The 25,819-nt window shown below is 63.1% G+C and carries 25 protein-coding genes; 17 read left to right on the top strand and 8 right to left on the bottom strand.

The features are described 5' to 3' along the window. Positions 1 to 73 precede the first annotated feature (73 nt). Both H8S62_RS15195 and H8S62_RS15190 read left to right on the top strand, forming a co-directional pair. Positions 74 to 949, top strand: a complete 876-nt coding sequence (locus tag H8S62_RS15195) for a polysaccharide deacetylase family protein (RefSeq protein WP_155146187.1) — start codon at positions 74 to 76, stop codon at positions 947 to 949. Positions 950 to 1,074: 125 nt separating this feature from the next. Next, positions 1,075 to 1,788: a YesL family protein gene (locus H8S62_RS15190; RefSeq protein WP_155146185.1), complete on the top strand. Its 714-nt coding sequence runs from the start codon at positions 1,075 to 1,077 to the stop codon at positions 1,786 to 1,788. A gap of 208 nt (positions 1,789 to 1,996) precedes the next feature. On the opposite strand, the gene H8S62_RS15185 is transcribed toward H8S62_RS15190, so the two are convergent. Next, entirely contained in the window at positions 1,997 to 2,683 is a 687-nt protein-coding gene (locus tag H8S62_RS15185; RefSeq protein ID WP_186920148.1) for a GDSL-type esterase/lipase family protein, read from the bottom strand. Between the two features lie 184 nt (positions 2,684 to 2,867). Here H8S62_RS15185 and H8S62_RS15180 point away from each other — a divergent pair, with 184 nt between their 5' ends. The 10 genes from H8S62_RS15180 to H8S62_RS15135 all read left to right on the top strand — a co-directional run bounded on the left by H8S62_RS15180 (position 2,868) and on the right by H8S62_RS15135 (position 13,170). Next, positions 2,868 to 3,566: an N-acetylmannosamine-6-phosphate 2-epimerase gene (locus tag H8S62_RS15180; RefSeq protein WP_155146181.1), complete on the top strand. Its 699-nt coding sequence runs from the start codon at positions 2,868 to 2,870 to the stop codon at positions 3,564 to 3,566. Next, a complete protein-coding gene (locus H8S62_RS15175) occupies positions 3,563 to 4,447 on the top strand; it encodes an ROK family protein (RefSeq protein WP_186920146.1) in 885 nt (294 codons plus the stop codon). The genes H8S62_RS15180 and H8S62_RS15175 overlap by 4 nt, the downstream gene beginning before the upstream one ends. Positions 4,448 to 4,486: 39 nt before the next feature. After that, entirely contained in the window at positions 4,487 to 5,350 is an 864-nt protein-coding gene (locus H8S62_RS15170; protein WP_186920144.1) for a MurR/RpiR family transcriptional regulator, read from the top strand. Positions 5,351 to 5,642: 292 nt separating this feature from the next. Beyond that, complete coding sequence (locus tag H8S62_RS15165) at positions 5,643 to 7,040, top strand: ABC transporter substrate-binding protein (protein WP_186920142.1); 1,398 nt, start codon at positions 5,643 to 5,645, stop codon at positions 7,038 to 7,040. A gap of 172 nt (positions 7,041 to 7,212) precedes the next feature. Beyond that, positions 7,213 to 8,100, top strand: coding sequence for a carbohydrate ABC transporter permease (locus H8S62_RS15160; RefSeq protein WP_186920167.1), 888 nt, complete (start codon positions 7,213 to 7,215; stop codon positions 8,098 to 8,100). A gap of 12 nt (positions 8,101 to 8,112) precedes the next feature. Next, positions 8,113 to 8,997, top strand: a complete 885-nt coding sequence (locus H8S62_RS15155; RefSeq protein ID WP_186920141.1) for a carbohydrate ABC transporter permease — start codon at positions 8,113 to 8,115, stop codon at positions 8,995 to 8,997. Positions 8,998 to 9,171: 174 nt separating this feature from the next. Continuing rightward, positions 9,172 to 10,086, top strand: coding sequence for a dihydrodipicolinate synthase family protein (locus tag H8S62_RS15150; protein ID WP_186920139.1), 915 nt, complete (start codon positions 9,172 to 9,174; stop codon positions 10,084 to 10,086). 180 nt (positions 10,087 to 10,266) lie between these two features. Further along, positions 10,267 to 10,992 (top strand): glucosamine-6-phosphate deaminase, encoded by a 726-nt coding sequence (gene nagB, locus H8S62_RS15145; protein ID WP_186920137.1) that lies wholly within the window; start codon positions 10,267 to 10,269, stop codon positions 10,990 to 10,992. A gap of 80 nt (positions 10,993 to 11,072) precedes the next feature. Then, positions 11,073 to 12,191 (top strand): N-acetylglucosamine-6-phosphate deacetylase, encoded by a 1,119-nt coding sequence (nagA, locus tag H8S62_RS15140; RefSeq protein WP_155146167.1) that lies wholly within the window; start codon positions 11,073 to 11,075, stop codon positions 12,189 to 12,191. A 184-nt stretch (positions 12,192 to 12,375) separates the two neighbouring features. Further along, entirely contained in the window at positions 12,376 to 13,170 is a 795-nt protein-coding gene (locus tag H8S62_RS15135) for a MerR family transcriptional regulator (protein WP_186920136.1), read from the top strand. Between the two features lie 45 nt (positions 13,171 to 13,215). Here H8S62_RS15135 and H8S62_RS15130 read toward each other — a convergent pair whose 3' ends face one another. From H8S62_RS15130 to H8S62_RS15115, 4 genes are all read right to left on the bottom strand, one after another. Beyond that, positions 13,216 to 14,010, bottom strand: a complete 795-nt coding sequence (locus tag H8S62_RS15130) for an ABC transporter permease (RefSeq protein ID WP_155146163.1) — start codon at positions 14,008 to 14,010, stop codon at positions 13,216 to 13,218. Next, positions 14,007 to 14,639 carry an ABC transporter ATP-binding protein gene (locus tag H8S62_RS15125; protein ID WP_155146161.1) on the bottom strand — a complete coding sequence of 211 codons (633 nt, stop codon included), beginning with the start codon at positions 14,637 to 14,639 and terminating at the stop codon, positions 14,007 to 14,009. The genes H8S62_RS15130 and H8S62_RS15125 overlap by 4 nt, the downstream gene beginning before the upstream one ends. A 40-nt stretch (positions 14,640 to 14,679) precedes the next feature. Then, positions 14,680 to 15,807, bottom strand: coding sequence for an SLC13 family permease (locus tag H8S62_RS15120; protein WP_186920134.1), 1,128 nt, complete (start codon positions 15,805 to 15,807; stop codon positions 14,680 to 14,682). Positions 15,808 to 15,893: 86 nt separating this feature from the next. Continuing rightward, on the bottom strand, positions 15,894 to 16,142 hold the full coding sequence (locus H8S62_RS15115; protein WP_155146158.1) for a TIGR03905 family TSCPD domain-containing protein: 249 nt from the start codon (positions 16,140 to 16,142) through the stop codon (positions 15,894 to 15,896). A gap of 135 nt (positions 16,143 to 16,277) precedes the next feature. Here H8S62_RS15115 and H8S62_RS15110 point away from each other — a divergent pair, with 135 nt between their 5' ends. Then, the gene (locus H8S62_RS15110; protein ID WP_155146155.1) at positions 16,278 to 16,832 is read left to right on the top strand and encodes a TetR/AcrR family transcriptional regulator; all 555 of its coding nucleotides are present in this window, start codon (positions 16,278 to 16,280) and stop codon (positions 16,830 to 16,832) included. A gap of 197 nt (positions 16,833 to 17,029) precedes the next feature. Here the strand turns inward: H8S62_RS15110 and H8S62_RS15105 are convergent, their stop codons facing one another. Further along, positions 17,030 to 18,169 carry an Mbeg1-like protein gene (locus H8S62_RS15105; RefSeq protein WP_186920132.1) on the bottom strand — a complete coding sequence of 380 codons (1,140 nt, stop codon included), beginning with the start codon at positions 18,167 to 18,169 and terminating at the stop codon, positions 17,030 to 17,032. Positions 18,170 to 18,347: 178 nt separating this feature from the next. Between H8S62_RS15105 and H8S62_RS15100 the strand changes: the two genes are divergently transcribed. From H8S62_RS15100 to H8S62_RS15085, 4 genes are all read left to right on the top strand, one after another. Further along, positions 18,348 to 20,084: an ABC transporter ATP-binding protein gene (locus H8S62_RS15100; RefSeq protein ID WP_186920130.1), complete on the top strand. Its 1,737-nt coding sequence runs from the start codon at positions 18,348 to 18,350 to the stop codon at positions 20,082 to 20,084. An 87-nt stretch (positions 20,085 to 20,171) separates the two neighbouring features. Continuing rightward, a complete protein-coding gene (locus H8S62_RS15095) occupies positions 20,172 to 22,028 on the top strand; it encodes an ABC transporter ATP-binding protein (protein ID WP_186920128.1) in 1,857 nt (618 codons plus the stop codon). A 67-nt stretch (positions 22,029 to 22,095) separates the two neighbouring features. After that, positions 22,096 to 22,539 (top strand): MarR family winged helix-turn-helix transcriptional regulator, encoded by a 444-nt coding sequence (locus H8S62_RS18410; protein WP_173023570.1) that lies wholly within the window; start codon positions 22,096 to 22,098, stop codon positions 22,537 to 22,539. Positions 22,540 to 22,689: 150 nt separating this feature from the next. Further along, positions 22,690 to 24,534 (top strand): family 10 glycosylhydrolase, encoded by a 1,845-nt coding sequence (locus H8S62_RS15085; protein ID WP_186920127.1) that lies wholly within the window; start codon positions 22,690 to 22,692, stop codon positions 24,532 to 24,534. Between the two features lie 57 nt (positions 24,535 to 24,591). Here H8S62_RS15085 and H8S62_RS15080 read toward each other — a convergent pair whose 3' ends face one another. Together H8S62_RS15080 and H8S62_RS15075 are read right to left on the bottom strand one after the other, a co-directional pair. After that, positions 24,592 to 25,272 (bottom strand): LrgB family protein, encoded by a 681-nt coding sequence (locus H8S62_RS15080; RefSeq protein ID WP_173023918.1) that lies wholly within the window; start codon positions 25,270 to 25,272, stop codon positions 24,592 to 24,594. Next, positions 25,269 to 25,631 carry a CidA/LrgA family protein gene (locus H8S62_RS15075; protein WP_173023919.1) on the bottom strand — a complete coding sequence of 121 codons (363 nt, stop codon included), beginning with the start codon at positions 25,629 to 25,631 and terminating at the stop codon, positions 25,269 to 25,271. Before H8S62_RS15075 ends, H8S62_RS15080 begins: the two co-directional genes overlap by 4 nt. Positions 25,632 to 25,819: the final 188 nt, after the last annotated feature.

The raw sequence follows: 25,819 nt of genomic DNA, 5'->3' as shown, positions 1-25,819 counted from the left end.
GAAATGCGTCTGGTTTTTTGTCTCCGCTTGGTCTACAATGGAGCGGAATATGACAACCGGGAGAACTGAGCGCATGAATGTCTCAAGCGAACGCCTTTTCAAGCGTATTATCATCGCCATACTGTCCCTGCTGTGCGCCGTGCTCATCCTCCTGTGCGTGATTCTGGGCGTCCAGAATCAGCGCTGCCGGGAGAGGCTGGGCGGATCGGCGGCCGACCCGGCCTTGGCGGACAGCTCCGCCCAGCCGCTGCCGCCCGAGGTCCCCGTCTGGCAGGCTCTTTACCCGGAACTCTATGCCGACGATACGGGCCGCTCCACGGTGAATACGGACAAGGTGGTTTACCTCACCTTTGACGACGGCCCCTCGGCCCGGACCCCGGAGGTCCTGGAGATTCTGGAGCGGTACGGCGTCAAGGCCACCTTCTTTGTCGCAGGCAGGGGGGACGCTCAGTCCATGGAGTGGCTGCGGGCGATTGCACAGGCCGGGCACACGCTGGGCCTGCACAGCTACAGCCACGATTATGGACAGGTGTACGCCTCTGTGGAGGACTACCTGGCCGACTGCGACGCCCTCAATACGCTCATTTACGACGCCGCCGGGACCCGGCCCCAGGTTCTGCGCTTTCCGGGGGGCAGCATCAACCCCTATAATGCCGCCATCTATCCAGAGCTGACCGCCGAGATGCTCCGCCGCGGCTTCGCCTATTTTGACTGGAACGTCTCAGGCATGGATACGGCGGTGGGCGGAGCCTCTGCGGAGGAGATCCGGGAGGCCGCGCTCCGAGGCCTGGAGGAGCGCCGGGTCTTCCTCCTCCTGCACGACAGCGCCGGGAAGCAGACCACCGTGGAGGCCCTGCCCGGCATTATCGAGGCATACCGGGCGGCGGGCTTCTCCTTCGACCGCCTGACGGTGGAGGTGACCCCGGTGGTCTTCGGATATGTGGAGTAGAGATGGTCAAAGGGAGGGGGAAGCCCTCCCTTTGCGTTTTCCGCCGGGCTATGTTATGATAAAAAATGACAGGCGTACGCCCGTGTCCACAGATATCCCGGCGCGCCGCGCGAAAGGAGCAGGCCATGTTCCAGCGAATTTTCAACCCGAACAATCTGTTTTTCCAGGGGTGCAGCAAAATTTTTGATCTGGTGGTCCTCAGCGCCCTTTGGCTGGCGCTGTGCCTTCCGGTTGTCACCATCGGTCCGGCCACCGCCGCGCTCTATTACACGGTGGTTAAATGCATCCGCCGGGGGGAGGCGGAGCCCTACAAAAACTTCTTCCGATCCTTCCGGGACAATTTCAAGGTGGGGGCCGTCTCCGGCGTCATCGCCGCGGCGGTGGGTGTGGTTCTCTGGCTGGGGTGGATGATGTTCAACCTGGCCAATCCGGAGGATGCCGGCGTGGCGTTCATGCGCACCGTCTACACCGTGGTCCTGGTCATACCGTTGGGCGTCGCCGTCTATCTCTTCCCGGCGCTCTCCCGGTTCACCTTCGGGGTGGGTGGACTCTACGCCGCCTCCTTCAAGCTGGCCTTCAGGCATCTGCCCTCCACCGTCGTCGTGGTGCTGCTCAATGTGGAGATGGTGAGCCTGAGCCTGAAGTACATGGCGCCGCTGTTCGTGACTCCGGCGCTGACCGCCCTGCTGACCTCTCTCTTCCTCGAGCGCATCTTCAAGAAGTATACGCCCGGCCAGGAGGCGCCCCGGCCGGAGGAACCCCTGTCGGCCCACCCATCCATGGAGGATCTGCCCGCGCAGCCGGACGGCGGGGAGGAGCCGCCCTGGTACCTGAAATAAGGGTTCGCGGGACTGCGCCCGCACCTGCGGGAGGGGCGGCCGATGGATGCCCGTGCGCCTCTACTTGAGCTCTGCTGCAAACAGAATTTTCTGAAGTTCACTTATAAAGAATTGCGGAGAACTGCCACAACCGGCAATTCTCCGCAATTCTTTCATGTATTACTTTGGGCCTTTGGCCTCAGAATCACATTTTGCAACAGGCACTTATCTATGATTGTTCATCGCAGAATTCGCAGTCCCGTATCAATCCGGGCACGGCCTCCGCCAGCAGAGCCGCCAATTGTGCGTGGCCCTTTCTGGTCAGGTGCATATAGTCCACCTGGTTGAATTCGCACCCCTCCGCGCTGAGGAAGTGACAGAGCGTCAGCCTGGCGGAGTTCTCCAGCAGGGGCGGGAGGAGGCGGGACTTCTCGGCGCAGCCCGCGCCCATGGTCCCCCCCACGGGGGACTGCTCCATCCTGGGGTCGATGACCGGGGGACTGATCACGAGGATGTTGGGCGTGCCCCCCGGCCCCCAGCAGTCCACGGCCTTCGCCTTCTTCACCAGCCGCTCCATACCCAGAGCGATGCAGTGGGCATTGGCGGAAAAACGCTCCTTGGTGTCGTTGGTGCCCAGCATGATGATAAGCAGGGCCACCGGCTCGTGGCTCTTGAGACAGGGGTGGATATAGTCGATGGCGGCCAGCCCCTCGTAGAGCGGGTCACGGAAGACGGTGGTACGGCCGGAAAGTCCCTCCTCCAGCACCAGATAGTCCTCTCCCAGGGCGGCCTGGAGCCGCCGGGTCCAGCGCTCGTCCTCGTTGAAACGCTGCAGAGCGCCGTCGGCACAGTCACTGGGGTCGGCGCAGTAGCCGTGGGTGTTGGAGTCGCCCAGGCAGACGATATGCTTCTTCATGACAGACCTCCCCGGCGCCCCGCAGGCGCCTTTTGATTGCCTTCAATATAACACGCCGGCAGGGGCAAGGCAAGAGGAAAAAATATTTTTTCCTATGTGAAGAAATGCATTGAAAAAAACTTCTTCCAGTGCTATACTGACACTGACATAGTGACCAAAAAACTAGCGTTGTGAGGTGTAAGCAATGGGTGTAATGAATAAGGAAGCATTCTATGAACAGGTCAGAGGAAGGTTGATTGTCTCCTGCCAGGCCCTGCCCGAGGAGCCGCTGCACAGCTCCTACATTATGTCCCGCATGGCCTATGCCGCCTATCTGGGCGGCGCGGCGGGCATCCGGGCCAACACGGTGGAGGACATCACGGAGATCCGCAAGACCACCCCGCTGCCGGTGATCGGCATTATCAAGAGAGTCTACGACGAGCGGCCCGACGTGTATATCACCCCCACCGCCGCCGAGGTGGAGGCCCTGGTGAAGTGCGGGGTGGAGGTCATCGCCATGGACGCCACCAGGCGTCCCCGCCCCGCCGGGGAGAGCCTGGACAGCTTCTTCCAGAAGGTGCGCGTGGAGTACCCCGACCAGCTCTTCATGGCCGACTGCTCCAATGTGGAGGAGGGCCTCCACGCCGCCGAGCTGGGCTTCGATCTCATCGGCACCACCATGGCCAGCTATACCCCCTATACCGCCGGCTGCTCCCTGCCCCCCTTCGAGATGATTGAGCGTCTGGTGAAGGAGAGCGGAAAGCCTGTGGTGGCCGAGGGCAATATCATTACCCCCGACGACCTGCGCCATGCCATGGACCTTGGCATCCTGACGGCGGTGGTGGGCAGCGCCATCACCCGCCCGCTGGAAATTACCAAGCGCTTCGTGGCCGCGCTGAAATGAGCGCGCGCCGGGTTGCCGCCCTGGACATCGGCGGCACCAGGATGAAGTCCTGCCTCTTTGACGGCGGCGTGCCGGTTCGCAGGGGGGAGACGGACACCCAGGCGAGGCAGGGCGGCGCCCACGTGATGGCCCGGGCGATCTCCGCCCTGGAGGCACTGGGGGAATTCGACGCAGTCGGCGTCTCCACCGCCGGGCAGGTGGACCCGGACAGCGGGACAATCCGCTACGCCAATGAGAACATCCCCGGCTATACCGGCACCGACGTGCGGGGCATCCTCTCCGCCCGCTTCGGCGTGGGCGTGGCCGTGGTGAACGACGTGTACGCCGCCGCCCTGGGCGAGGGGGTCTGCGGCGGGGGCAGGGGGGAGTCGGACTACCTCTGCCTGACCTACGGCACCGGCATCGGCGGCGGGGTGGTCCTGGGCGGCAGGCCCTACTATGGCGCGGGCCCCTCCGCCGGGGTGATGCTGGGCGGCATCGTCACCCACCCGGAGCAGCTCAGCGGCGCCGATCCCTTTGCCGGCACCTATGAGCGCTCCGCCTCCGCCACCGCCCTGGTGGCCATGGCCCGGGCCCTGGACCCCGCGCTGGAGAGCGGCCGCGCCATCTTCTCCCGGCTGGGGGAGCGCGCCGTGAAGACGGTGGTGGACCGCTGGCTGGACGAGGTGGCAGCGGGGGTGTGCACCCTCATACACGCCTACAACGTCCCCTGCGTGCTGCTGGGGGGCGGCGTCATGGAGCAGCCCTACGCCATCGAGGGCGCCCGCGCGCGGGTGGAGGCGTCCATCATTCCCGGCTTCCGGGGCGTCCGGGTCCGGGCGGCGGAGCTGGGCAACATGGCGGGGCTCTACGGGGCGCTGTCCCTGGCGGAGCAATTATAAATACAACAACGGATGAGCGACCGTACAGGAGGAATTACCATGGCCGATACCCAGGCGGATTTCATTGGAAAGATACGCTCGGCATATAATCAGTTTACCAGAGCGGAGAAGAAGGTGGCGGACTATATCACCGAGCACCCCCGTGAGATGCTCTTCATGTCCATCACCGAGCTGGCGGATGCCTGCGGCGTGGGGGAGACCAGCGTCTTCCGCTTCTGCCGCACCGTGGGCCTGGGGGGCTATCAGGAGTTTAAGATGCAGCTCTCCCTCAGCATGCGGGATACCGACGGGGAGGCAGGGGCCCTTACCGGGGCGATTCTGCTCGAGGATGATCTGGCCGCCGTGGTGCAGAAGGTCCTCCAGGTGAATCAGCGCGCCCTGAGCGAGACCGCCGCCCTCCTGGACGTGGACGCCTTGGCCAAGGCCGTGGCGTTCATGAGCGCCGCCCGGCGCATCGCCTTCTTCGGCGTGGGGGCCAGCCTGGTCGCCGCCCAGAAGGCGGCGGATAAATTCATGCGCATCGAGCCCAAGGTCCGCTGCGTCAACGACGCCCACGCCCAGGCCATGGTGGCCTCCACCCTGGGACCCGAGGACGTGGCGGTGGTGATCTCCTATTCCGGGTCCACCAAGGACACCAACGCCGTGGCCCAGCTTGCCCAGGCCACCGGGGCGAAGGTCATCGCCATCACCCGCTTCCACAAGTCGCCCCTCACCGAGTTTACCGACGTGACCCTCCTCTGCGGGGCCAACGAGAGCCCCCTCCAGGGCGGGTCGTCCAGCGCTGACATCAGCCAGAGCTTCCTGTTCGATCTGCTGTATACCGAGTATTACCGCAAAAACTGGGAGAAGTGCAGCGAGATCAACCGCCGTACCTCCCAGTCCGTGCTGAATAAGCTCTATTAGTATATTCTGTCCTCAGGCAAGCTGCGGCGCAGGGGCGGCCCGCACGCTCCGCCTCCCGAAGCTGGGACGGCGGAGGAGAAATCCTCCGCCTGCCGCTCCCTTGTCCCACCCCTCCGTGCATGGGCACAGTTGGGCAATGTGTACACATTTTCGGAAAAAATTTTTTTATAAAAGAGAAAATAAAAAAATATTTCTAATATCTATTGACAAATGGAAAATGTGACTATACAATTTACACAGTGAACGACCCTTTGGCAATGAAAATTTTATTCAAAAAGAGGAGGATCACCCCATGAAGAAAGCGAAACGTCTGCTTGCTCTTGCTCTTGCGCTGGGCCTGTCGGTCTCCCTGGCGGCCTGCGGCCCCAAGGAACAGGGCGGCCAGCAGTCCGAATCCCCCAAGCCCTCCGCCTCCCAGCCCGTCGAAAGCCAGAAGCCGGTCGACAGCCAGGAGCCCGCCGACACCGGCAGCGACGTGGCCAAGGAGATCACCCTGTGGACCTATCCCATCGGCAACTGGGGCAAGGAGGCTGAGGTCAAGGCCCTCACCGACGCTTTCAAGGCCGACACCGGCATCACCGTCAATGTGGAGTACCTGGCCTACGCCGACGGCGACGACAAGGTCAACTCCGCCATCGCCGCCAAGAACGCCCCCGACCTGGTGATGGAAGGCCCCGAGCGTCTGGTTGCCAACTGGGGCGCCAGCGGCTACATGGTGGACCTCTCCGATATGCTGTCCGCCCAGGACCGCTCCGAGATCCAGGAGTCCGTGCTCAATGCCTGCACCGCAACTGACGGCGCCGTGTATGAGTATCCTCTGGTTATGACCGCCCACTGCATGGCCGTCAATCTGGACGCCTTCAAGGAGGCCGGTGCCGACCAGTATCTGGATCTCACCACTCACACCTGGACCACCGAGAACTTCATCAAGGCCGTCGAGGCCCTGTATGCCCACTATGGCGATACCGTCGCCGCCGTATACTGCGGCGGGCAGGGCGGTGACCAGGGCACACGCGCCCTGGTCAATAACCTCTATGGCGGGACCTTTACCGACGCGGCCCACACTACTTACACCTGGGACGATCCCCTGAACGTCAAGGCCATTGAGCAGCTCAAGGGCATGGACGGCATCGCCTTCGACGCCTCCCTCCAGGGCGGCGACGAGATCGCCAAGTTCTACCAGGGCGTTCTGAAGATGGCCTTCTGCTGGAACATCGCCCAGCAGCTCGATCCCAACTCCGCCGGCACCGGCTCCGGCAAGACCGTCACCGGCGAGGAGATCGCCTTCATGAGCTTCCCCTCCGAGGACGGCACCGCAGCCCTCCAGGGCGGCATCTGGGGCTTCGGCATCTTTGATAACGGCGACGCCTCCCGCATCGAGGCCTCCAAGCTGTTCATTAACTACATGGCCAACTCCGAGCACACCGTGGACGCCGTGCGCACCGCCAACTACTTCCCCGTGCGCTCCGCCGCCGGCGGCGTCGACCTGAGCACCATGTGGGCCGACAACGACATTATGAACGAGTATCAGGTTCTGATGCCTTTCCTGGGCGACTACTACCAGGTTACCAAGGGCTGGGCCCAGGCCCGTACCTCCTGGTGGAACATGCTCCAGAAGGTGGGCGAGGGTGCCGACGTCGCCTCCACTGTGGCCACCTATGCTGCCGAGGCCAACGCGGCCGCGAAATAATCGCCCCATTCAATACCTGACGGTTGAGGGGAATTGCGCGCCCCTTCCCCGCGCACAGCGGGGAAGGGGCATCCCCTATTTCAGAGATAAGAGAGGGGTGCTCAGTTTGGCAAAACAGACTCAGGTCGCCGAGAGCCGGACGCCGCGGCGGCGCGAACAAAAGCAGAGCAACATGAGCCGTGTGCTGCAGCGCAGGGAGAATATCAACGGCTACCTGTTCATGCTGCCCAGCCTCATTTTCTTCGTGGGCTTTGTCATCATCCCAATGTTTATCTGCATCTTCTACAGCGTTACCGACGCCAATATGCGCGATACCGCGGTACACTTTGTCGGCTTTTCCAACTTCATCGATCTCTGGCAGGACCCGGTCTTCCTGGAGGCGCTGAAGAACACCTTCCTCATCGTGGTGGTCAGCGTGCCCACCGTCTGCGCCTTCTCCCTGTGGGTGGGCTCGGCGATCTATAAGCTCAAGGGGCCCCTGCTCTCCGCCTTCCGGTGCATCTTCTACCTGCCGGTGGTCACCGGCTCGGTGGCGGTCACGGTGGTCTGGAAGTGGATGTTCGACAACTATACCGGCATCTTCAACTCCGTCCTCAAAGGGGTCGGCCTCATCGACAAGAACGTCAACTTCCTGGGCGACTCCCGCTTCGCCATCTGGTGCATCATCCTCATTCTGTTCACCACCTCCGTGGGACAGCCCATCGTGCTCTACGTCTCCGCCCTGGGCAACGTGGACCACTCTCTGGTGGAGGCATCCCAGGTGGACGGCGCCACCGATTTCCAGGTCTTCTGGAAGGTCAAATGGCCCCAGATGATGCCCACCACCCTGTACATCCTGGTCATCACCACCATCAACTCCTTCCAGTGCTTCGCCCTCATCCAGCTGCTGACCCAGGGCGGGTCGGGCACAAACACGGTGATGTACTATATCTACTGGACCGCGTTCAAGCTGACCGAAAAGGCCGGACACTTCGGCTACGCCAATGCCATGGGCGTGATGCTGGCCATCTTCATCGCCATCCTGTCTGCTGTGCAGTTCCGGCTGGCGAAAGAAAAGTAGGGGGGTGGAGAGATGAAGAGCGAAAATGTACGGGGCAGAGTCTATAAGATCGTCTCCATCGTCATGTTGGCCATCCTGGCAATCCTGTTCCTCTTCCCCCTCTACTGGATTGTCACCGGCGCGTTCAAGCCGTCGGCCGACATCTACGCCCAAAAGCCGGTCTGGCTGCCCACCGAGTGGGTGGTCACCAACTTCCAGAAGCTGTTCGACAGGCGCACGGCCCCCCTCTTTGAGATCTTCGGGCTGGTGGGCCCCACCGTGCCCGCCGTCTTCCGCTGGCTGGTCAACACCGTGTTCATGGCTGTGGCGGCCATGGTCCTCACCTGCCTCACCGCCGCCATGGCGGGCTACGCCCTGGCCAAGAAGCGGTTCCGCGGCCGTGCCATCGTCTTCGGCCTCATCGTGTGCGCCATGGCCCTCCCCAAGCAGGTCATCCTCATCCCCCTGCTGCGTGAGATGTCCGCCCTGAACCTGTACGGCACGCTGTGGGCCGTCATCTTCCCCACCGTGGGCTGGCCCTTCGGCGTGTTCCTGATGAAGCAGTTTTCCGAGAGCATCCCCGGCGAGATTCTGGAGGCCGCCCGGGTGGACGGCTCCAGTGAGCTGCGCACCTTCATCACCATCGTGTTTCCCATGGTGAAGCCGGGCGTGGGCGCGCTGGCCATCTTCACCTTCATCAGCGCCTGGAACGACTACTTCATGCAGCTCATTATGCTGGACAGCAATAATTTCTACACCATCGCCCTGGGCATCTCCACCCTCCAGTCCGAGACCTCGATTGATATGGGGATTCTCATGGCCGGCGCGGCCCTGGCATCGGTGCCCATTATCGTGGTTTTCCTCTGTTTCCAGAAATATTTTACCCAGGGAATCACAATGGGCGCAGTAAAAGGATAATATTCCGCAAGAATAGACCTTGCCAATCACGCCCGTCGGAGCTAAAATGATGTCACGGACATTCAAATAGTTCCGGCGGGCGTAATTCATGAAGCGGAGGCCCCACAGTCCGCAATGCGGACGCCTCCCCCGTGAGGGGAGCGGCAGGGGAGCTCCGAAAGGAGTTTAATGACTATGACCGATATCAAGAAATATCAGGGCGTTATTCCCGCCTTCTATGCCTGCTATGACGAAAAGGGTGAAATCAGCCCCGAGGGTGTCCGTATGTTCACCAGGCACCTCATCAACAAGGGTGTGAAGGGTCTCTATGTGGGCGGCTCCTCCGGCGAGTGCATTTACCACAGCGTTGCCGAGCGGAAGCTGGTCCTGGAGAATGTAATGGCCGAGGCCAAGGGCTGTCTCACCATCATCGCCCATGTGGCCTGCAACAGCACCCGCGACAGCCGGGAGCTGGCGGCCCACGCCGAGAGCCTGGGGGTGGACGCCATCGCCTCCATTCCGCCCATCTACTTCCATCTGCCGCCCTACGGCATCGCAGCGTACTGGAACGATATCTCCGCCGCCGCCCCCAATACCGACTTCATTATCTACAACATCCCCCAGCTGGCCGGCGTGGCCCTCACCATCCCGCTGCTGCGGGAGATGCGGAAAAACCCCCGCGTCATCGGGGTGAAGAACTCCTCCATGCCCACCCAGGACATCCAGATGTGGAAGGATGAGGGCGGGGAGGACTTCGTGGTGATGAACGGGCCGGACGAGCAGTTCATCTCCGGCCTCGCCATGGGGGCCACGGGCGGTATCGGCGGGACCTATGCCGTCATGCCGGAGCTCTTCCTCAAGGCCTACGAGCTGATGGAAGCGGGCGAGGTGGCGCAGGCCCGTGCAATCCAGAACGATATCTGCCGCATTATCTACAAGCTGTGCGAGGCCCACGGCAACCTCTACGCCGTGATGAAGGCTGTGCTCAGGGGCAAGGGCCTGGAGCTGGGCGGTGTGCGCGAGCCCCTGCCCGGCCTGGGCGAGGGGGACGAGGACATTGCGGCCCAGGCGTCCGCCATGATCGACGCCGCCATCGCCAAATACTGCTGATTCCGGAGCACGGGCGGCCAGCGGCCGCCCGTGCTTCCCGCGCATTCTCCGGCCGCGTCTGCCGGTGCTTCTCCCGCCCCGCGGCTCCAGGCCTGCCGCTCCGCCCATCCCTTACCGTGTAGGGCGGGGGTCCGCCCCCGCCGTTCACCATACTATTAAACAGCAAGGGAGTTATTTTTTATGAGAATCTATGTGACCGAAGACTACGCCTCCATGAGCCGTAAGGCGGCGGCCATCATTGCCGCCCAGGTGGTCTCCAAGCCGGACAGCGTTCTGGGGCTGGCCACCGGCTCCACCCCCATCGGCGCCTACAAGCAGCTGGTGGAGTGGCACAGGCAGGGCGATCTCTCCTTTAACGAGGTGACCACCGTCAACCTGGACGAGTACAAGGGCCTGCCCCCCACCCACGATCAGAGCTACCGTTATTTTATGAACGACAACCTCTTCAACCATGTGGACGTCTGCAAGGACCGCACCTTCGTGCCCGACGGCCTGGCCGCCGACGCAGAGGCCGAGTGCGCGGCTTATGACGAGAAGGTGAAGGCCCTGGGCTATGCCGACATTCAGCTTTTGGGCATCGGCCACAACGGACACATCGGCTTCAATGAGCCGGACGAGAGCTTTATCGTCCCCACCCATGTGGTGGACCTGACCGAGAGCACCATCAAGGCCAACGCCCGCTTCTTTGCCTCCGCCGACGAGGTGCCCCGCCAGGCCCTGACCATGGGCATCGGCGTGATTATGAACGCCAAGCGGGTCCTGGTGGTGGCCAGCGGCGCGGACAAGGCCGACGCCGTGTACGGCATGGTGAAGGGTCCCGTGCGCCCCGGCATGCCCGCCTCCATTCTCCAGCTCCATCCCGACGTGACCGTAGTCGTCGACAAGGCCGCGGCCGCCAAGCTGTAACCGAATTGATTCATTGCAGGACACGGCAGGCCGTGTCCGCGTCCCATATCGTTTCGCACGATGCGAAGGAGGAATCCCATATGAAAATCACCGGCGCGCAGGTCTTTGAGGCCAGAGGCGCTTTTGTGGAGCGCGACCTCTATCTGGACGGCGCGATCCTGACCGACCATGACTGCGGCGGCGAGGTCCTCGACGCTGCGGGCTGCTTTGCAATCCCCGGCCTCACCGACGTCCACTTCCACGGGGCCAAGGGCTTCGACTTCTCCGACGGGGACGCCGACGGCCTGGCCGCCATCGCGGAGTACGAGCTCTCCCGGGGCGTCACCCAGATCTGCCCTGCGGGCATGACCCTGCTGCCCGAGCAGCTTGAGAAAATCTGCGCCGTGGCCGCCGCCCACAGGGCGGCGAAACGGGGCGGGGCCGACCTGAGCGGCATCAACCTGGAGGGGCCCTTCCTCTCCATGGGCAAAAAGGGCGCTCAGAACGGCGACTGGCTCCAGGCACCCGACGTGGCGTTGCTGCGGCGGCTGGAGGAGATCTCCGGCGGGCTGGTGAAGCTGGTCTCCGTCGCCCCGGAGCTGCCCGGCGCGTTGGAGTTCATCCAGGCCGCGGCCGATGAGGTCACCGTCTCCGTCGCCCATACCGAGGCCGATTACGACACCGCCATGGCGGCCTTCGCCGCCGGCGCGGGCCAGGTGACCCACCTCTATAACGCCATGAAGCCCTTTACCCACCGCGCCCCCGGCGTGGTGGGGGCCGCGTTCGACACCCCGGACTGCCGGGTGGAGCTGATCTGCGACGGCGTGCATATCCACCCCGCCGTGGTCCGCGCCACCTTCAAGCTCTTCGGCGCCGACCGGGTCATCCTCATCAGCGACACCATGCGGGCCGCCGGGATGGAGGACGGGGAGTATACCCTGGGCGGACAGGCCGTCACCAAGCGGGGCAAGCACGCCACCCTGGCCGACGGCACTTTGGCCGGGTCGGTCACCGACCTGATGGGCTGCCTGAAGACCGCCGTGTCCTTCGGCGTCCCCCTGGCAGACGCCGTCCGCGCGGCGGCGGTGAACCCCGCCCGGGCCATCGGTATCTACAGCCGCTGCGGCAGCCTGGACAGCGGCAAGCGGGCCAATGTGGTCCTGCTGGACCGGGATCTGAACATCAGGCACGTCATCTTCCGGGGCGAAGTCGTCTCTTAACGGCGCATGGAAAAGCGGCGGCAAGCAATGCTTGCCGCCGCTTTTCCATGCGGAGGTTTCAGTCAGCGCCCGCCGTCCCCGCTGTCAAATGAAGAAAATGAAAAAACCTCTTGACCTTCTCAATGTGTCAGGGTGTAGGATATCTTCAGGGACCGGTCCCCAATTCAATTTGAGGAGGATGCCCATGTACACCATCGGCGCCTTTTCCAAGCTCAGCCATGTCTCCGCCCGGATGCTGCGCCATTACGACGCCATCGGCCTCCTGCGCCCCGCCCATGTGGACCCGGACACCGCCTACCGCTACTATGACGAGGCACAGCTCTCCACCCTGATCCAGATTGAGACCCTGAAGAGCTACGGCTTCTCCCTGTCCCAGGTGGCCCAGCTTCTGCCCCTGGGACAGCAGGAGCTCTCGCGGCGGATTCAGCGGCGGCGGGTGGAGGCCCACCGGGAGTTGGAGGAGCTGCGGAAAAGCCTGCGCCGGATGGAGGAGGACATCCTCCGTATGGAGGGAACCGGCATGTTAAAAGACCAGTACCATGTCATTGAGATGGAAGCGCCCGCCATGCGGGTGCTGGGCCTGCGCAGGACCATCTCCATCGGCCAGACCCACGAGCTGTTCCAGGCGCTCTACCGTGAGATGGAGGCCCGGGGCCTCCGGCGGGCTGGGGCGGCACAGCTGCTCTTCCTGGGGGAGGAGTTCAACTACGAGTCCATGGATGTGGAGGCCCAGGTGGCGGTCTCCGGGGACCACCCGGATGTAAAGGAATTCCCGGCGGGCAAATTCGCCGCTGTGACCCATGTGGGCCCCTACGAGACGGTGCGGTACGCCTACGACGCACTCTGCGCCTGGCTGGCGGCACACCCGGAGTACAAGGTCTGCGGCGGCGCGGTGGAGCGCTACCTGAAGGACGAGGCGCAGGCCGCAAGCCCCGAGGAGCTGGAGACCGGGGTGCTCTTCCCCATCGCAAACGCATGAAAAAGCTCCCCCGGCCCAGGTTCAGCCCGTGGACCGGGGGAGCTTTCAGTGCTCCAAATCTCTCAACGCCGCGTATTTTGTAAAGAAGGTCTTGTACCCCAGGGTGACGAAAATCACCACCGTCAGCGCCGTGCAGCCCAGAATCGCCAGCATGATGCCGATTTGGTATTTGATGGCCGTGAGGGGAAAGGTGCCGGAGAGAATCTGCCCGGTCATCATCCCCGGCAGGGAGACGATGCCCATGGTCAGCATATTGTTCATGGTGGGCAGGATGGCGCTGTCGAAGGCATCGTTGACCACGCCCCGGGCCGCCGCCGCCGGGGTGGCCCCCAGCATGAGGGAGTTTTCCACCAGCTCGCGCCGCTCCCGCATCCCGCTGCACAGCTTGTTGGCGCCCAGGGCGATGCCCGTCATGGAGTTGCCCACAATCATACCTGAGATAGGGATGCAGTACTGGGGGTCAAACCAGGGGTTGATCCGCAGTACGACGAAGAGAAATACCGCCGCCGTGACGGTATACCCCGCCGCCATGGAGAGGCAGACCAGGCGCTTGAGCTCTTTCGACATCTCCACCTTCACCCGCTTGACGGCGTTGTACATGGCGAAGGAGAGCATCACCGCCAGCATGAGCAGCGTGAGCCACCAGCTCGGATTTTCAAACACAAACATGAGGATATACCCCATGACGGTGAGCTGGATGGTCATGCGTGTGGCGGCAATGAGAATCTGCCTTTCCCGCCGGATGCCCCTGGCCTTGAAAATCAGAAGGAGGAGGAGCACGAAGACATAGGCGATGGCGAGATTGAGGATGGGCAGGTCCATGACCGAGCTGTTGTTCATCCCTCGTATCCTCCCGTCTGTCCGGCCTGGATCCGCACCATATCCCCCGGAAACCGGGCGGATACCTGCTCTGAGTGGGTGACGATGACCAGACGCTTCCCGTTTTTCCGCGCGTGCTCCGCCAGATGGCCGATGACAAAGTCCTCCGTGGACTTGTCCAGGGCGGCCGACGGCTCGTCCAGCAGGTAGGTCTCCGGGTCCATCAGGAGCACCCGGGCCAGGCAGAGCCGCTGCTTCTCCCCGCCGGAGAGCTTGTCGCACCAGTCCTCCGGCGACTTGCCAAGGCCCACCTGCTCCAGGGCGGCGCGCAGCTCCCGGTCCGGAGCGGGGAGGCGCTGGGCAAATTTCAGGCCGATTTGGAGGTTGTCCCCCACGGTGCCGTCGTAGAGCACCGGAGTCTGTCCCAGCATGACCACACGCCGCCGCAGCTCCACCGGGTCCATGGCGGCCAGATCCTCGCCGTCGTAGCGGATACGTCCCGCATCCGGCGCGTACAGCCGGTTCAGGTGCCGCAGCAGGGTGGTCTTCCCGCTGCCCGACGCGCCCACGATGCAGGTGATGGGGTGGTCCAGCACCAGATGCGGAATGTCCAGAACGTGCTTGTATTTCAGCCCTTCAATTTCAAACATACGCCCGCCCCCAAACTTCACAATAGTTTGCCCGTCCGGCCTAAAGGATAAAGAGGAAAGAAACGCCAATTAAAACCGCGAGACCCACGATATTCACCAGGGTGAACACGCCCAGGTAGCGCAGGGGCTTCGCCCCCTCGGACCGCAGATAGAGCCGGAAGGAGATGAGGCTCGCCAGGGAGGCGATGAGCGTGCCCAGAGCGCCCACGTCGGTCCCCAGCAGGAGCCCCCTCCAGTCCGCCGTGAAGCCGGAGAGGAGCACCGCCGCGGGCACGTTGCTGATGAGCTGGCTGGCGCCCAGGGCGGTGAGGAATCCATTCGCCGCCATCAGGTCGGAGAGCAGCGCCTTTACCGCCGGGATGTTCCCGATGTTCCCCGCGAAGATGAAAAAACACACGAAGGTGAAGAGCAGTCCGTAGTCCACCCGCGCCAGGAGCCGGCGGGCGAACAAAATCAGGCAGAAAAGGACCACGGCCAGCAGCACCGCGTAGTGGAGGGCGTGGAAGACGGAGAGGAGGCACAGGGCAAAGAGCAGCCCCATCATCCCCAGCTGCCGGGGCTTACGCAGGCGCTGCCGCTCGGGGAAGCGGACCTCAATGCCCTCGGGCCTGACGCAGACGGCGGCGGCCGCCAGCCCGATAAGGCTCACCAGGGTCAGGGGCAGCGTGGCGGCGAAGAAGTCCCAGGCGGGGATTTGAAAGGCCGAGTAGAGGTAGAGATTCTGTGGATTGCCCACCGGCGTGGCCATGCTGCCCAGATTGGCGGCCACGGTCTGGAGGGCGACGAGGTAGACCGCCCGCTCCATCCGCCCCACCAGCCCCAGCACCAGCAGCGTGAAGGGCACGAAGGTGATCAGGGCCACATCGTTGGTGATGAGCATGGAGGTGAAGAAGGGCAGCAGCACCAGCACCAGGGAGATGAACCGCATCCGCCGCCGCCCGGAGAGGAGCTTCTGGGCCAGGACTGCGAAGACGCCGCAGTCCTGCAGCCCCGCCACCACCGCCATCAGACAGAATAGGAGGGCCAGCACGCGAAAGTCGATATAGCTTACATAGTCCGCGTTTGGGGGCACAAAAACCATGGAGATCAGCGCGCAGGCCAGCGCAATGCAGGAGACGGCCTCTTGTTTCATCACAGCCGCGCATTTTTGCAGGAAAGTACGCTCCATATGGGATTCTCCTCGCAGAAAACGGCCCCATCGGCGCAAACAACCGCCGTTGGAGCCGCCTTTTCTCTTTTTTGCAAAAACTTAATTTATGGGTATAGGGACTGCTTGAGGGCTTTGGCAAGCTGGTCGGGGCAGGAGGTGGGTTTGCCGCCGCAGCTGATGCCCTCCAGCCGGGCAATGACGTCCTCCACCCTCATCCCCGCCACCAGACGGGAGAGACCCTGGAGATTGCCGTCGCAGCCGTTGGAGACGTCCAAGGACTGAATGACGCCGTCCTCCACTTCAATGCGCATCCGGGTGGAGCAGGTGCCCCTGGTCTTGTAGTCGATGGTCATAGCGTGACCCTCCCTTCATTCAGGCGCCATTATACAGGAAAACGCCTGAAAACGCAATGGGTTGCCTGGAAAAAAGGTTTGTGGTACAATATGTATCAATCAGACTGCAGCATGCCATTCCCAGGAGGTGATTTCATGGCTCAGACCACCAAACGCGCACTGGCAGCCTCCCTGAAAAAGCTGCTCAAGGAGCGTCCCCTGGACAATATTACCGTAAAGGATATTGTGGAGGACTGCGAGGTCAACCGCCAGACCTTTTATTATCATTTCCAGGACATTTACGATCTGCTCCTCTGGGTGTTTACCACCGAGGCCGAGGCGGTCATCGCCGACAACAAGCACGCCGGAACCTGGAGGGAGGGCTTTCTCAATACCTTCCGCTATGTGAAGGAAAACCGGGGCATGATTCTTCACATCTTCCGCAGCAATGGCCGGGAACACCTGGACCGCTACCTCTACAGCATGGTCCAGCAGTTCCTCGCCGACGTGCTGGAGGAGAACGACAAGGGTCTCAATGTGTCCGACGGGGATAAGGCGTTCATCGCGGATTTTTTCAAATATGCTTTTGTGGGCATTATGCTGGACTGGATCTCCAGCGACATGAAGGAGGACCCGGAGACCATTGTGGACCGGGTGGCCAGGCTTTTGGAGGGCGAGTTCCGCCATGCGCTGGAGAAATTCTCAAAATAAGCAAAAACACGCGGACGGCAATGCCGTCCGCGTGTTTTTGCTCTCGGATGATTCGGCGTCAATATTCGTTTGGCGCGAGAGGCTGGATGGAGGGCATTGAGGGCTGCGCCCGCAGCTGCGTTTCCGCAGCGCCCAATGGCCGCCGCCGGCGCGGAGGGGGCCATTCTGCGGGGCCTGCAGGAATGTCCGAGTGCGGCCTACGGGCGCTTACCCAGGCGGGGCAGGGGCGGAGATTTGGGCAGGAGCTCCGGCATGGTCTGCCGGACCGCGTCCACCAGGAGGCCGAAGGTCTCCGTGAGTGCCCGGCGGGTCTCGTCGTCCAGGTCCTTGAGGGCGGCGAGGACCGCCCCGGCGCTCTCCCACCAGCGCTCAGACAGCTCCTCCAGGGTGCCGGCGCTGGTGGCCCCCAGCACGTCGAAAAGGGCGTCCACAAAGGTCTCCCGGACGGTGGGCTCCATGGCCGCCACCCACCGCTTCATGGTGAGGCTGAAGAATTTGCTGCCGCCTGTGACGGTGTCCAGGCAGACAAAGCCGGGGCCCAGCACCTGCCAGGAGTAGGGGTCGTGCTGGAGCAGGCCCGTCTGGGTGGAGTGGACCACGGTGTAGCTCTCCTCGTGGTCCAGCAGCATGCCCACAACGGAGGACTGGGGGACAAAGGTGTGCACCCGATTCCGGACGGACAGGTACTCGGGGCAGGAGAGCACGTCGGTATGGAAGCCGGGGCCGTCGTTATTGTAGACGGCGAGAAGCCTGCGCTGCATGGCCCTGCCGCAGCGGGTGGCGGCGTATACCGCCAGATTGCCCCCCTTGGAGTGGCCCCCCAGGCGGAGTCTCCTAAAGTCCTTCCCCACCTGGGCCAGGTACTCCGCCGCCGAGCGCTGGGAGGGGATGAAGGGCAGGAAGGCCATGTTGAAATCCTCCTTCCAGCCCACCAGGCTGCTGTCCGTCCCGCGGAAGGCCAGATACCCCTCGCCGCCCCCCAAATCCACGGCCAGGGCGGCGAACTGCTCCTCGGCGGCGGTATCGTGGCGGCTCACGTAGCCCGAGAGGGGGAGGTCCATGAACCGGGGCGTGCGGGAGAGGGCGTCCAGCAGGAGGAGGTTGTGCTGATCGAAGTCCCTGGTGCCGGCGTCCGGCAGGGGTTCGGTGCGGGCGGCGAAGAGGCGCTCCGCCGCCCGGGCCACCGTCACGTTCCCCGGTTCGCCGGGTGCGGGGACCAGGCCGTCCAGACGGACATAGCACAATGCGCAGAGAATGAGGCTGTCCACATCGTTGAAGGGGGCGGCGGAGAGGGGCAGATCCCCCCTCCAGGACAGGTAGTCGAAGAGGTTTGGCATGGAATCAGGACCTTTCATGGAGGGATGAGGGGCGCGAACGGCTTTAAAAGCACCTAATATGATACCACGGCGCGGGGCGGAATTCAGCACTTTTCCGGTTGACTTTCTGTAATCGTGCGCATACAATGGTTGCAAAGACAATTATTGCGCAAGCAATAAGACCGGGAGGCATCGGACCATGCTGATACGCGTTTTTTCCTATATGAAGCCCTATCGCAAATACGCATTCCTGGCGGGGCTGTGCGTGGCGGTGGAGTGTATGTTCGAGCTCATCATCCCCGTACTCATGGCCAACATCGTGGATGTGGGCGTAAAAAATGGGGACACGGGATACATCTTCACCCAGGGGGCGCTGATGTGCCTTTGTGCCGTCATCGCCCTGTTTTTGGGGGCGGGGAGCGCCAAGTTTGCCGCCGTATGCGGCCAGGGGCTGGGCGCGGAGCTGCGGCGGGAGGAGTACAAAAAGATCCAGGCCTTTTCGTTCGCCAACACGGACCGCTTTCAGACCTCGTCGCTGGTGACCCGTCTCACCAGCGACGTGACCGCCGTCCAGAACGCGGTGGCCACCGGCCTGCGGCCCGCCGTCCGCTCGCCGGTGATGATGATCACGGCGCTGGTCATCTCCTTCACCATCAACGCCAAGCTGGCCATCGTATTCGTGGTGGCCGCGCCGCTGCTGGGCTTCCTCCTGTGGCAGATTGTGAGCCGGGTGCGGCCTATGTACGGGAAGATGCAGGCCGCCATCGACATGGTCAACCGCATCATCCAGGAGAATCTGACCGCCATCCGGGTGGTGAAGGCCTACGTCCGGGGGGACTATGAAAACGAGAAATTCAAAGAGGTGAACACCAATCTCCAGTCCACCGCGGAGAAGGCCTTCCGGCTGGCCGCCCTCAATATGCCGGCCATGCAGCTTGTGATGTACGCCACCATCGTCGCCATCCTCTGGTTCGGCGGGAAGCTGACCATGGTGGGCGGCATGGAGGTGGGGGCGCTCACCGGCTTTTTAAGCTACGTGCTCCAGGTGCTCAACTCCCTGATGATGATCTCCGCCGTGTTTTTGATGCTCACCCGCTCCCTGGCCTCCTGCAAGCGCATTGTGGAGGTGCTGGATGAAAAGATCGACGTCACCGAGGAGGAGGGGGTCACCGACCCCGGCGCCGAGGTGGCTGCCGGGGACATCGTATTCGACCATGTGTCCTTCAAGTACAAGGCGGACGGAAAAGAGGATGTGCTCAGCGATGTATCCTTCCACATCAGAGCCGGGCAGACGGTGGGCATCCTGGGCCAGACCGGCGCGGCCAAGTCCACCCTGGTGCAGCTCATCCCCAGGCTCTACGACGTGACCGGGGGCGCGGTGTATGTGGACGGGCGGAACGTGAAGGAGTACCCCCTGCGCCATCTGCGGGACGCCATCGCCATGGTCCTGCAGAAGAACACCCTCTTTTCCGGCACGGTGAAGGAGAACCTGCGCTGGGGCAAGGAGGACGCCACCGACGAGGAGATTGAGGCCGCCTGCGCCATCGCCTGCGTGGACGAGTTCATTGACAGACTCCAGAACGGGTATGACACCGAGCTTGGCCAGGGGGGCGTGAACGTCTCCGGCGGGCAGAAGCAGCGGCTGTGCATCGCCCGGGCCGTCCTGAAGGCGCCCAAGGTGCTGATTCTGGACGACTCCACCTCCGCCGTGGATACTGCCACCGAGGGCAAAATCCGTCAGGGGCTGGCCCGGGGCCTGCCCGGCACCACGAAGATTATCATCGCCCAGCGGGTGACCTCCGTCCAGGACGCGGACCAGATCATCATTCTGGAGGACGGGAAGATCGACGCGGTGGGGACTCACGACGAGCTTCTGAAGACCAACGATTTTTACCGCGGCCTCTACGAGTCCCAGCAGAAGGGGGCGCTGGAGTAATTCCGTGGGTATTCAATCCATACTGGAAATTGACTTGATTTTCTTTCCGCCCGCGGCGGAAATTCTGCCAAGCTAGGAGGCACTCTTATGCCGAAAGCAATGACCTACAAGCGGCCCAAGAATACGAAAAAGACCCTCCGGCAGCTCATGGGCTACCTGGGGCGGCACAAGCTGGCCCTGGGCATCGTGGCGGTGCTGGTCTTTATCGGCAGCGGGGCCAACATCATGGGCACCTACCTCCTGAAGCCCGCCATCAACAATTACATCCTGCCCGGCGACGTGGGCGGGCTGCTGGTGATGCTGCTGGGCATGGGCGGCATGTACCTGGCGGGGGTGCTGGCCACCTGGGGCTATAACCAGCTCATGGCGCACACCGCCCAGAAGGTGGTGGCTGAGATCCGCGCCGACCTCTTCGCCCATGTGCAGACCCTGCCCCTCAAATACTTCGACGCCCACACTCATGGCGAGCTGATGAGCCGCTTCACCAACGACGTGGACACCCTCAACGACGCGCTCAACAACTCCTTCGCCATGATTATTCAAAGCGGCATCATGATCGTGGGCACCATTGCCATGCTGCTGGTGCTCAATATCCGGCTGTCCCTCATCGTCATCTTCTTCCTGGCGGCCATGGCCCTCTTCATCCAGTGGAACGGCAGGCGCAGCCGGAAGTACTACAACGAGCAGCAGGCCCGGCTGGGGAACCTGAACGGCTTCATCGAGGAGATGGTCACCGGGGCGAAGGTGGAAAAGGTCTTTAACCACGAGCCCCAGGACTATGACGAGTTCTGCGCGCGCAACGAGAACCTCCGCAGGGCGGCCACCAAGGCCATGACCTACTCGGGCATGACGGTGCCCACCATCGTGAGCCTCTCTTACTTCAACTACGCGGTCTCCGCCTGCGTGGGCGGGCTGTTCGTCCTCTCGGGCCTGATGGATTTGGGCGGGCTGTCCGCCTATCTGGTCTACGTCCGCCAGAGCGCCATGCCGATGAACCAGTTCACCAACCAGGTGAACTTTCTGCTGGCGGCCCTCTCCGGCGCGGAGCGCATCTTCGACATGATGGACGAGGAGCCGGAGACGGACGAGGGGAGCATCACCCTATGCAGGGTGGAGGAGAGCGCGGACGGCCTGCGGGAGTGCGGGGAGTACACCGGGAAGTTCGCCTGGAAGGTACCGCAGCCGGACGGGAGCACGTCACTGGTTCCCCTGAAGGGGGATGTGCGCTTCCAAAACGTGGTTTTCGGGTATAGCCCGGAGAAGACCATTCTCCACGGTATCGATCTCTTCGCCAAGCCCGGACAGAAGATCGCCTTCGTGGGCTCCACCGGCGCGGGGAAGACCACCATCATCAACCTCATCAACCGCTTCTACGAGCTGACCGACGGCACCATCACCTATGACGGCATCGATGTGAAGGATATTAAGAAGGACGCGCTGCGTCGGAGCATGTCCATGGTCATCCAGGACACCCACCTCTTCACCGGGACCATCGCGGACAATATCCGCTACGGGCGGCTGAACGCCACCGACGAGGACATCCGGGCTGCTGCCGGGCTGGCCAACGCCGACTCCTTCATCCGCCGCCTGCCCGACGGGTACGATACCATGCTCTACTCCGACGGCTCCAATCTGTCCCAGGGACAGAGGCAGCTGCTGGCCATCGCGCGGGCCGCCGTGGCGCGGCCGCCGGTGCTGGTGCTGGACGAGGCCACCAGCAGCGTGGATACCCGGACGGAGAAGCTCATCGAAAAGGGTATGGACGGCCTGATGGACGGGCGGACCGTCTTCGTCATCGCCCACAGGCTCTCCACGGTCCGCAATGCCAAGGCCATTCTGGTGCTTGAGCAGGGCCGGGTCATCGAGCGGGGGGATCACGAGGCGCTGCTGGAGCAGAGGGGACGGTATTATCAGCTCTATACGGGGCAGTTTGAGCTGGAGTAAGGTACCGCATGTGGCGGGCGTCTGCGTTGAGCGGCGAAAGCGATCGCATGCAAAGAGAGGCGAGCACATGGATAAGAGCGAAATCAGAAGCCTGCTGTTTCAGCTGGACCGTGCCCGGCGGCGGCTGATGCAGCCCTATTTTACCGCCCTGGGGCTGCCCCTGGGCCAGGGCCAGCCCCGTATCCTCACCCGCCTGCTGGAGGGGGACGGCCTCACCCAGAGGGCGCTGGCGCAGGCGTGCGGCCTGGACGCCGCCACCCTCTCCCGTGCCCTGGACCGGCTGGAGGAGGCGGGGCTTATCGCCCGGGAGAGCCACCCGGACAGCCGCAGGGCCTATCTGGTCCGTCTCACGGAGGCGGGCAGGGACAAGGCCGAGGCTGTCCGAAGCGGTTTCAAGGCCGTGGAGGACACCCTCTGCCGGGGGTTCAGCGACAGGGAGCTGGAGGACCTGGGGGAGGACCTTCGCCGGCTGCTGACCAACCTGGAGGGCTGCGAGGGGCTGGAGCTCTGACATGAAACCCAGCGGACCGCTCTTGGAGCGGTCCATTTTATTTTGCCAAAATTATGTCTACCACTTTGAGCCGCCATATGTTATAATCTCCCCATAATCGACAAAGAGATTGCTTTAAAAAGTCAGACTGAAAAGAACGGGGAGAATTTCATGCGCTTACATCGACGTCTCGCGGCCCTGGCACTGGCGGGGCTGCTCTTTACCACCGCACTGGCGGGCTGCGCGCCCGCGCCCAAGGGCGGGGATACGCCCCCCGAGGAATCGGCCCAGGCCGCGCCCCAGAAGGTGAACGCCCCCAGCGCCGCCAGGGACGGCTTCCGGGCGGTATGGGTCGCCACGGTCTACAATCTGGACTACCCCGATAAGGCCACCGCCGACGTGGCGGCGCTGAAGGCCCAGGCCGACGATATTCTGGAAAACAGCGCGGAGATGGGGATGAACGCCGTCATTCTCCAGGTGCGGCCCTCCTGCGACGCGCTGTACCCCTCGGAGCTGTTCCCGTGGAGCAGCTACCTCACCGGGGACCAGAACACCGCGCCGGCGGGCGGCTTCGATCCCCTGGAATACTGGGTGGAGAAGGCACACGCCCTGGGGCTGGAGCTCCACGCGTGGGTGAACCCCTTCCGGGTGACCAAGAGCGGGCAGACCGAGTTCGACGCCCTGGCGTCCTCCAACCCGGCAAAGCAGCACCCCGAGTGGGTGGTGGAGCACGAGGGTAACTTTTACCTGAATCCCGGCATCCCCGAGGTGCGGGAGCTGGTGGTCCAGGGCGCGGAGGAGCTGGCCCGCAATTACGACATCGACGGCATCCATCTGGACGACTACTTCTACCCCGGCAAGGATTTTGCGGACGAGGCCGCCTACGGGCAGTACGGCGGGGGCTTCTCCAACCTGGGGGACTGGCGCAGGGATAACGTCAACCGCCTCATAGAGGAGCTGGACGAGCGCATCCACGCCGTCGACCCCGAGCTCTCCTTCGGCGTGTCCCCCTCCGGCGTGTGGGCGGACAGCACCCACCAGAGCGCCGGGTCGGCCACCACGGGCAACTATGAGAGCTACTACGCAGCCTACGCCGACAGCCGCAAATGGGTTCAGGAGGGCTGGGTGGACTACATCTGTCCCCAGATTTACTGGCCCATCGGCCACGCCAAGCTGGACTACGAGACCATCGCCCGATGGTGGACCGACACCGTGGAGGGGACGGGCGTGAAGCTCTATATCGGCATGGCGGACTATCAGGCCGACAAGGACGACCCCGAGGACCCCTGGTACGGGCTGGACGCCATCAAGGCCCAGCTCAAGCTGAACCTGGAGCTGGGCGTGGCGGGCGAGGCCCACTTCCGCTACAAATTCCTGGCGGTGAACAGCCATATGCGGGACCTCTACATCGACTGGTACGCGCAGACGCCCGGGGGCGGGGAGGAGCCGGAGGTCTCCGGCTCCTTTCTCTCCCGCCTGAGCGAGGCGGACCGGAACCACTGGGCAGCGGCGTACTACGGGAAGCTGGGGGACATGGGCATCGTGACCGGCTATCCCGACGGCACCTACCGGCCCTATGAGGGTGTGGAGCGCAGCGCAATGGCGGCGCTGGTCTACAGGGCCATGCCCCTCATCAACGGTGTGACCCTGAGCGAGAGCCCCGGGGGAAGTCTGCTGCCCGACGTGGCGGAGACCTGGGCTGAGGGGTACATCGGCGCGCTCTGTGCCGCCGGGTATCTGGATGCCGCCGACTATCCGGACGGCTTTGGCCAGGAGCAGCCCATGACCCGCCTGGAGGTGGTCAAGCTGCTGGTGCGCGCGCTGGGATACGCCGACGACGGCAGCGTGACCGCCACCCGGTTTCCCGATGTGGCGGAGGACTACTACTACGTCGCCAAGGGGGAGGCGCTGGGCATCATTGAGGGGACCCCGGAGGGGCTTTTCCTCCCAAGTGACGGCGTGGACCGGGGGTCCGCCGCAGCCATGCTGTCCAGGGCCATGGAAATTGGACGGTAAGTGTTTTGAAAAAGACGCGGCCCCATGAGATATGGGGCCGCGTCTTTTTAACACAATTTACATCAAAGCAAGGGAGAGGAGAACGGTGAGGATGCCGCATACGCCGATGGCAAGTCCGCTCATGGCCCCCTCGGTCTCGCCCAGCTCCAGGGCCTTGGAGGTGCCCACCGCGTGGGAACAGGCGCCGATGGCGAGGCCCGCCTCCACCGGGTCCTCTACCCGGAAGAGCTTGATAAGGACCGGGGCCAGGATGCTGCCCAGGATGCCCGTGAGGATAACGGCCACCACCGTGACGGCCTGGATGCCGCCATGGCTGCCCGCAATACCGATTGCGATGGGAGTGGTGACCGACTTGGGCATGAGGGAGGCGGTCATGGCCTCATCCAGCCGAAAGAGGCGGCACAGTCCCCAGACGCTGCCCATGGAGGTGAGGGAACCCACTGCGCAGCCCACCAGGATGGGGAGCCAGTTCTCCCTGAGCAGGGGGAGCTTGGTGTAGATGGAAACGGCCAGACAGGCCGTGGCGGGGGCGAGGAACATATTGATGACAGCGCCTCCGGCATTATAGTCCTCATAGGGGATGCGCAGGAGGAGGAGCACGGCTGAGACCAGAACAATGGCGATGAGCAGAGGATTGCAGAGGACCAGGCCGGTCCTCTTCTGTATTCTGACGCCCACCCAGAAGGCGGCCACGCTCAGAGCGATACCGAAGAAGGGGGAAGCGAATAGTTCGCTCACTGCTTTTTCCTCCTGTCCATAAGATAGCGGGTCAGCCGGACGCTGTAGGCTGTGGCGGCGAAGGTCAGCACCGTGGTGACAAGGCAGATGACCAGCAGGGGAAGAAGGGCGGAGCGGAGCACGTCGAAATAATTGATGATGCTCACCCCGGCGGGGATGAAGAAAAAGGCCATGTTGCCCAAAAGAAAGTCGGACTTCTCACGGATGTGGTCCACCCGTACCGCCCGCAGGCAGAGCAGGGTGAAGAGCAGCACCATGGCGGCCACGCTGGCGGGGAACGGGAAGGGGAGCAGAGACTCGATGATCTGCCCTACCCAGCAGATTGAGAAGATAATGGCGATCTGATAGATGATGTTCACGTACGGCGGCCTCCCGGCGCGTCTCCGGCGCGGGGTATGCGCAAAGACGCAGGATATTCACGTCAGGCGTGCCGGCTTTGCCGAAAACGTGGGTCGGCGGCGGAAAATACGGCGATGTCCTGACGGGAAAAGAAAAATCTGGGGCGGGCTGGCGTGGGGAGAGGCGCTTTGAGGGACGATACGCTTCA

Origin of the sequence: Lawsonibacter faecis (assembly GCF_014287675.1) — a bacterium.
Classification (GTDB): domain Bacteria; phylum Bacillota; class Clostridia; order Oscillospirales; family Oscillospiraceae; genus Pseudoflavonifractor; species Pseudoflavonifractor faecis.
This window is presented reverse-complemented; position numbering and strand designations above follow the sequence as displayed.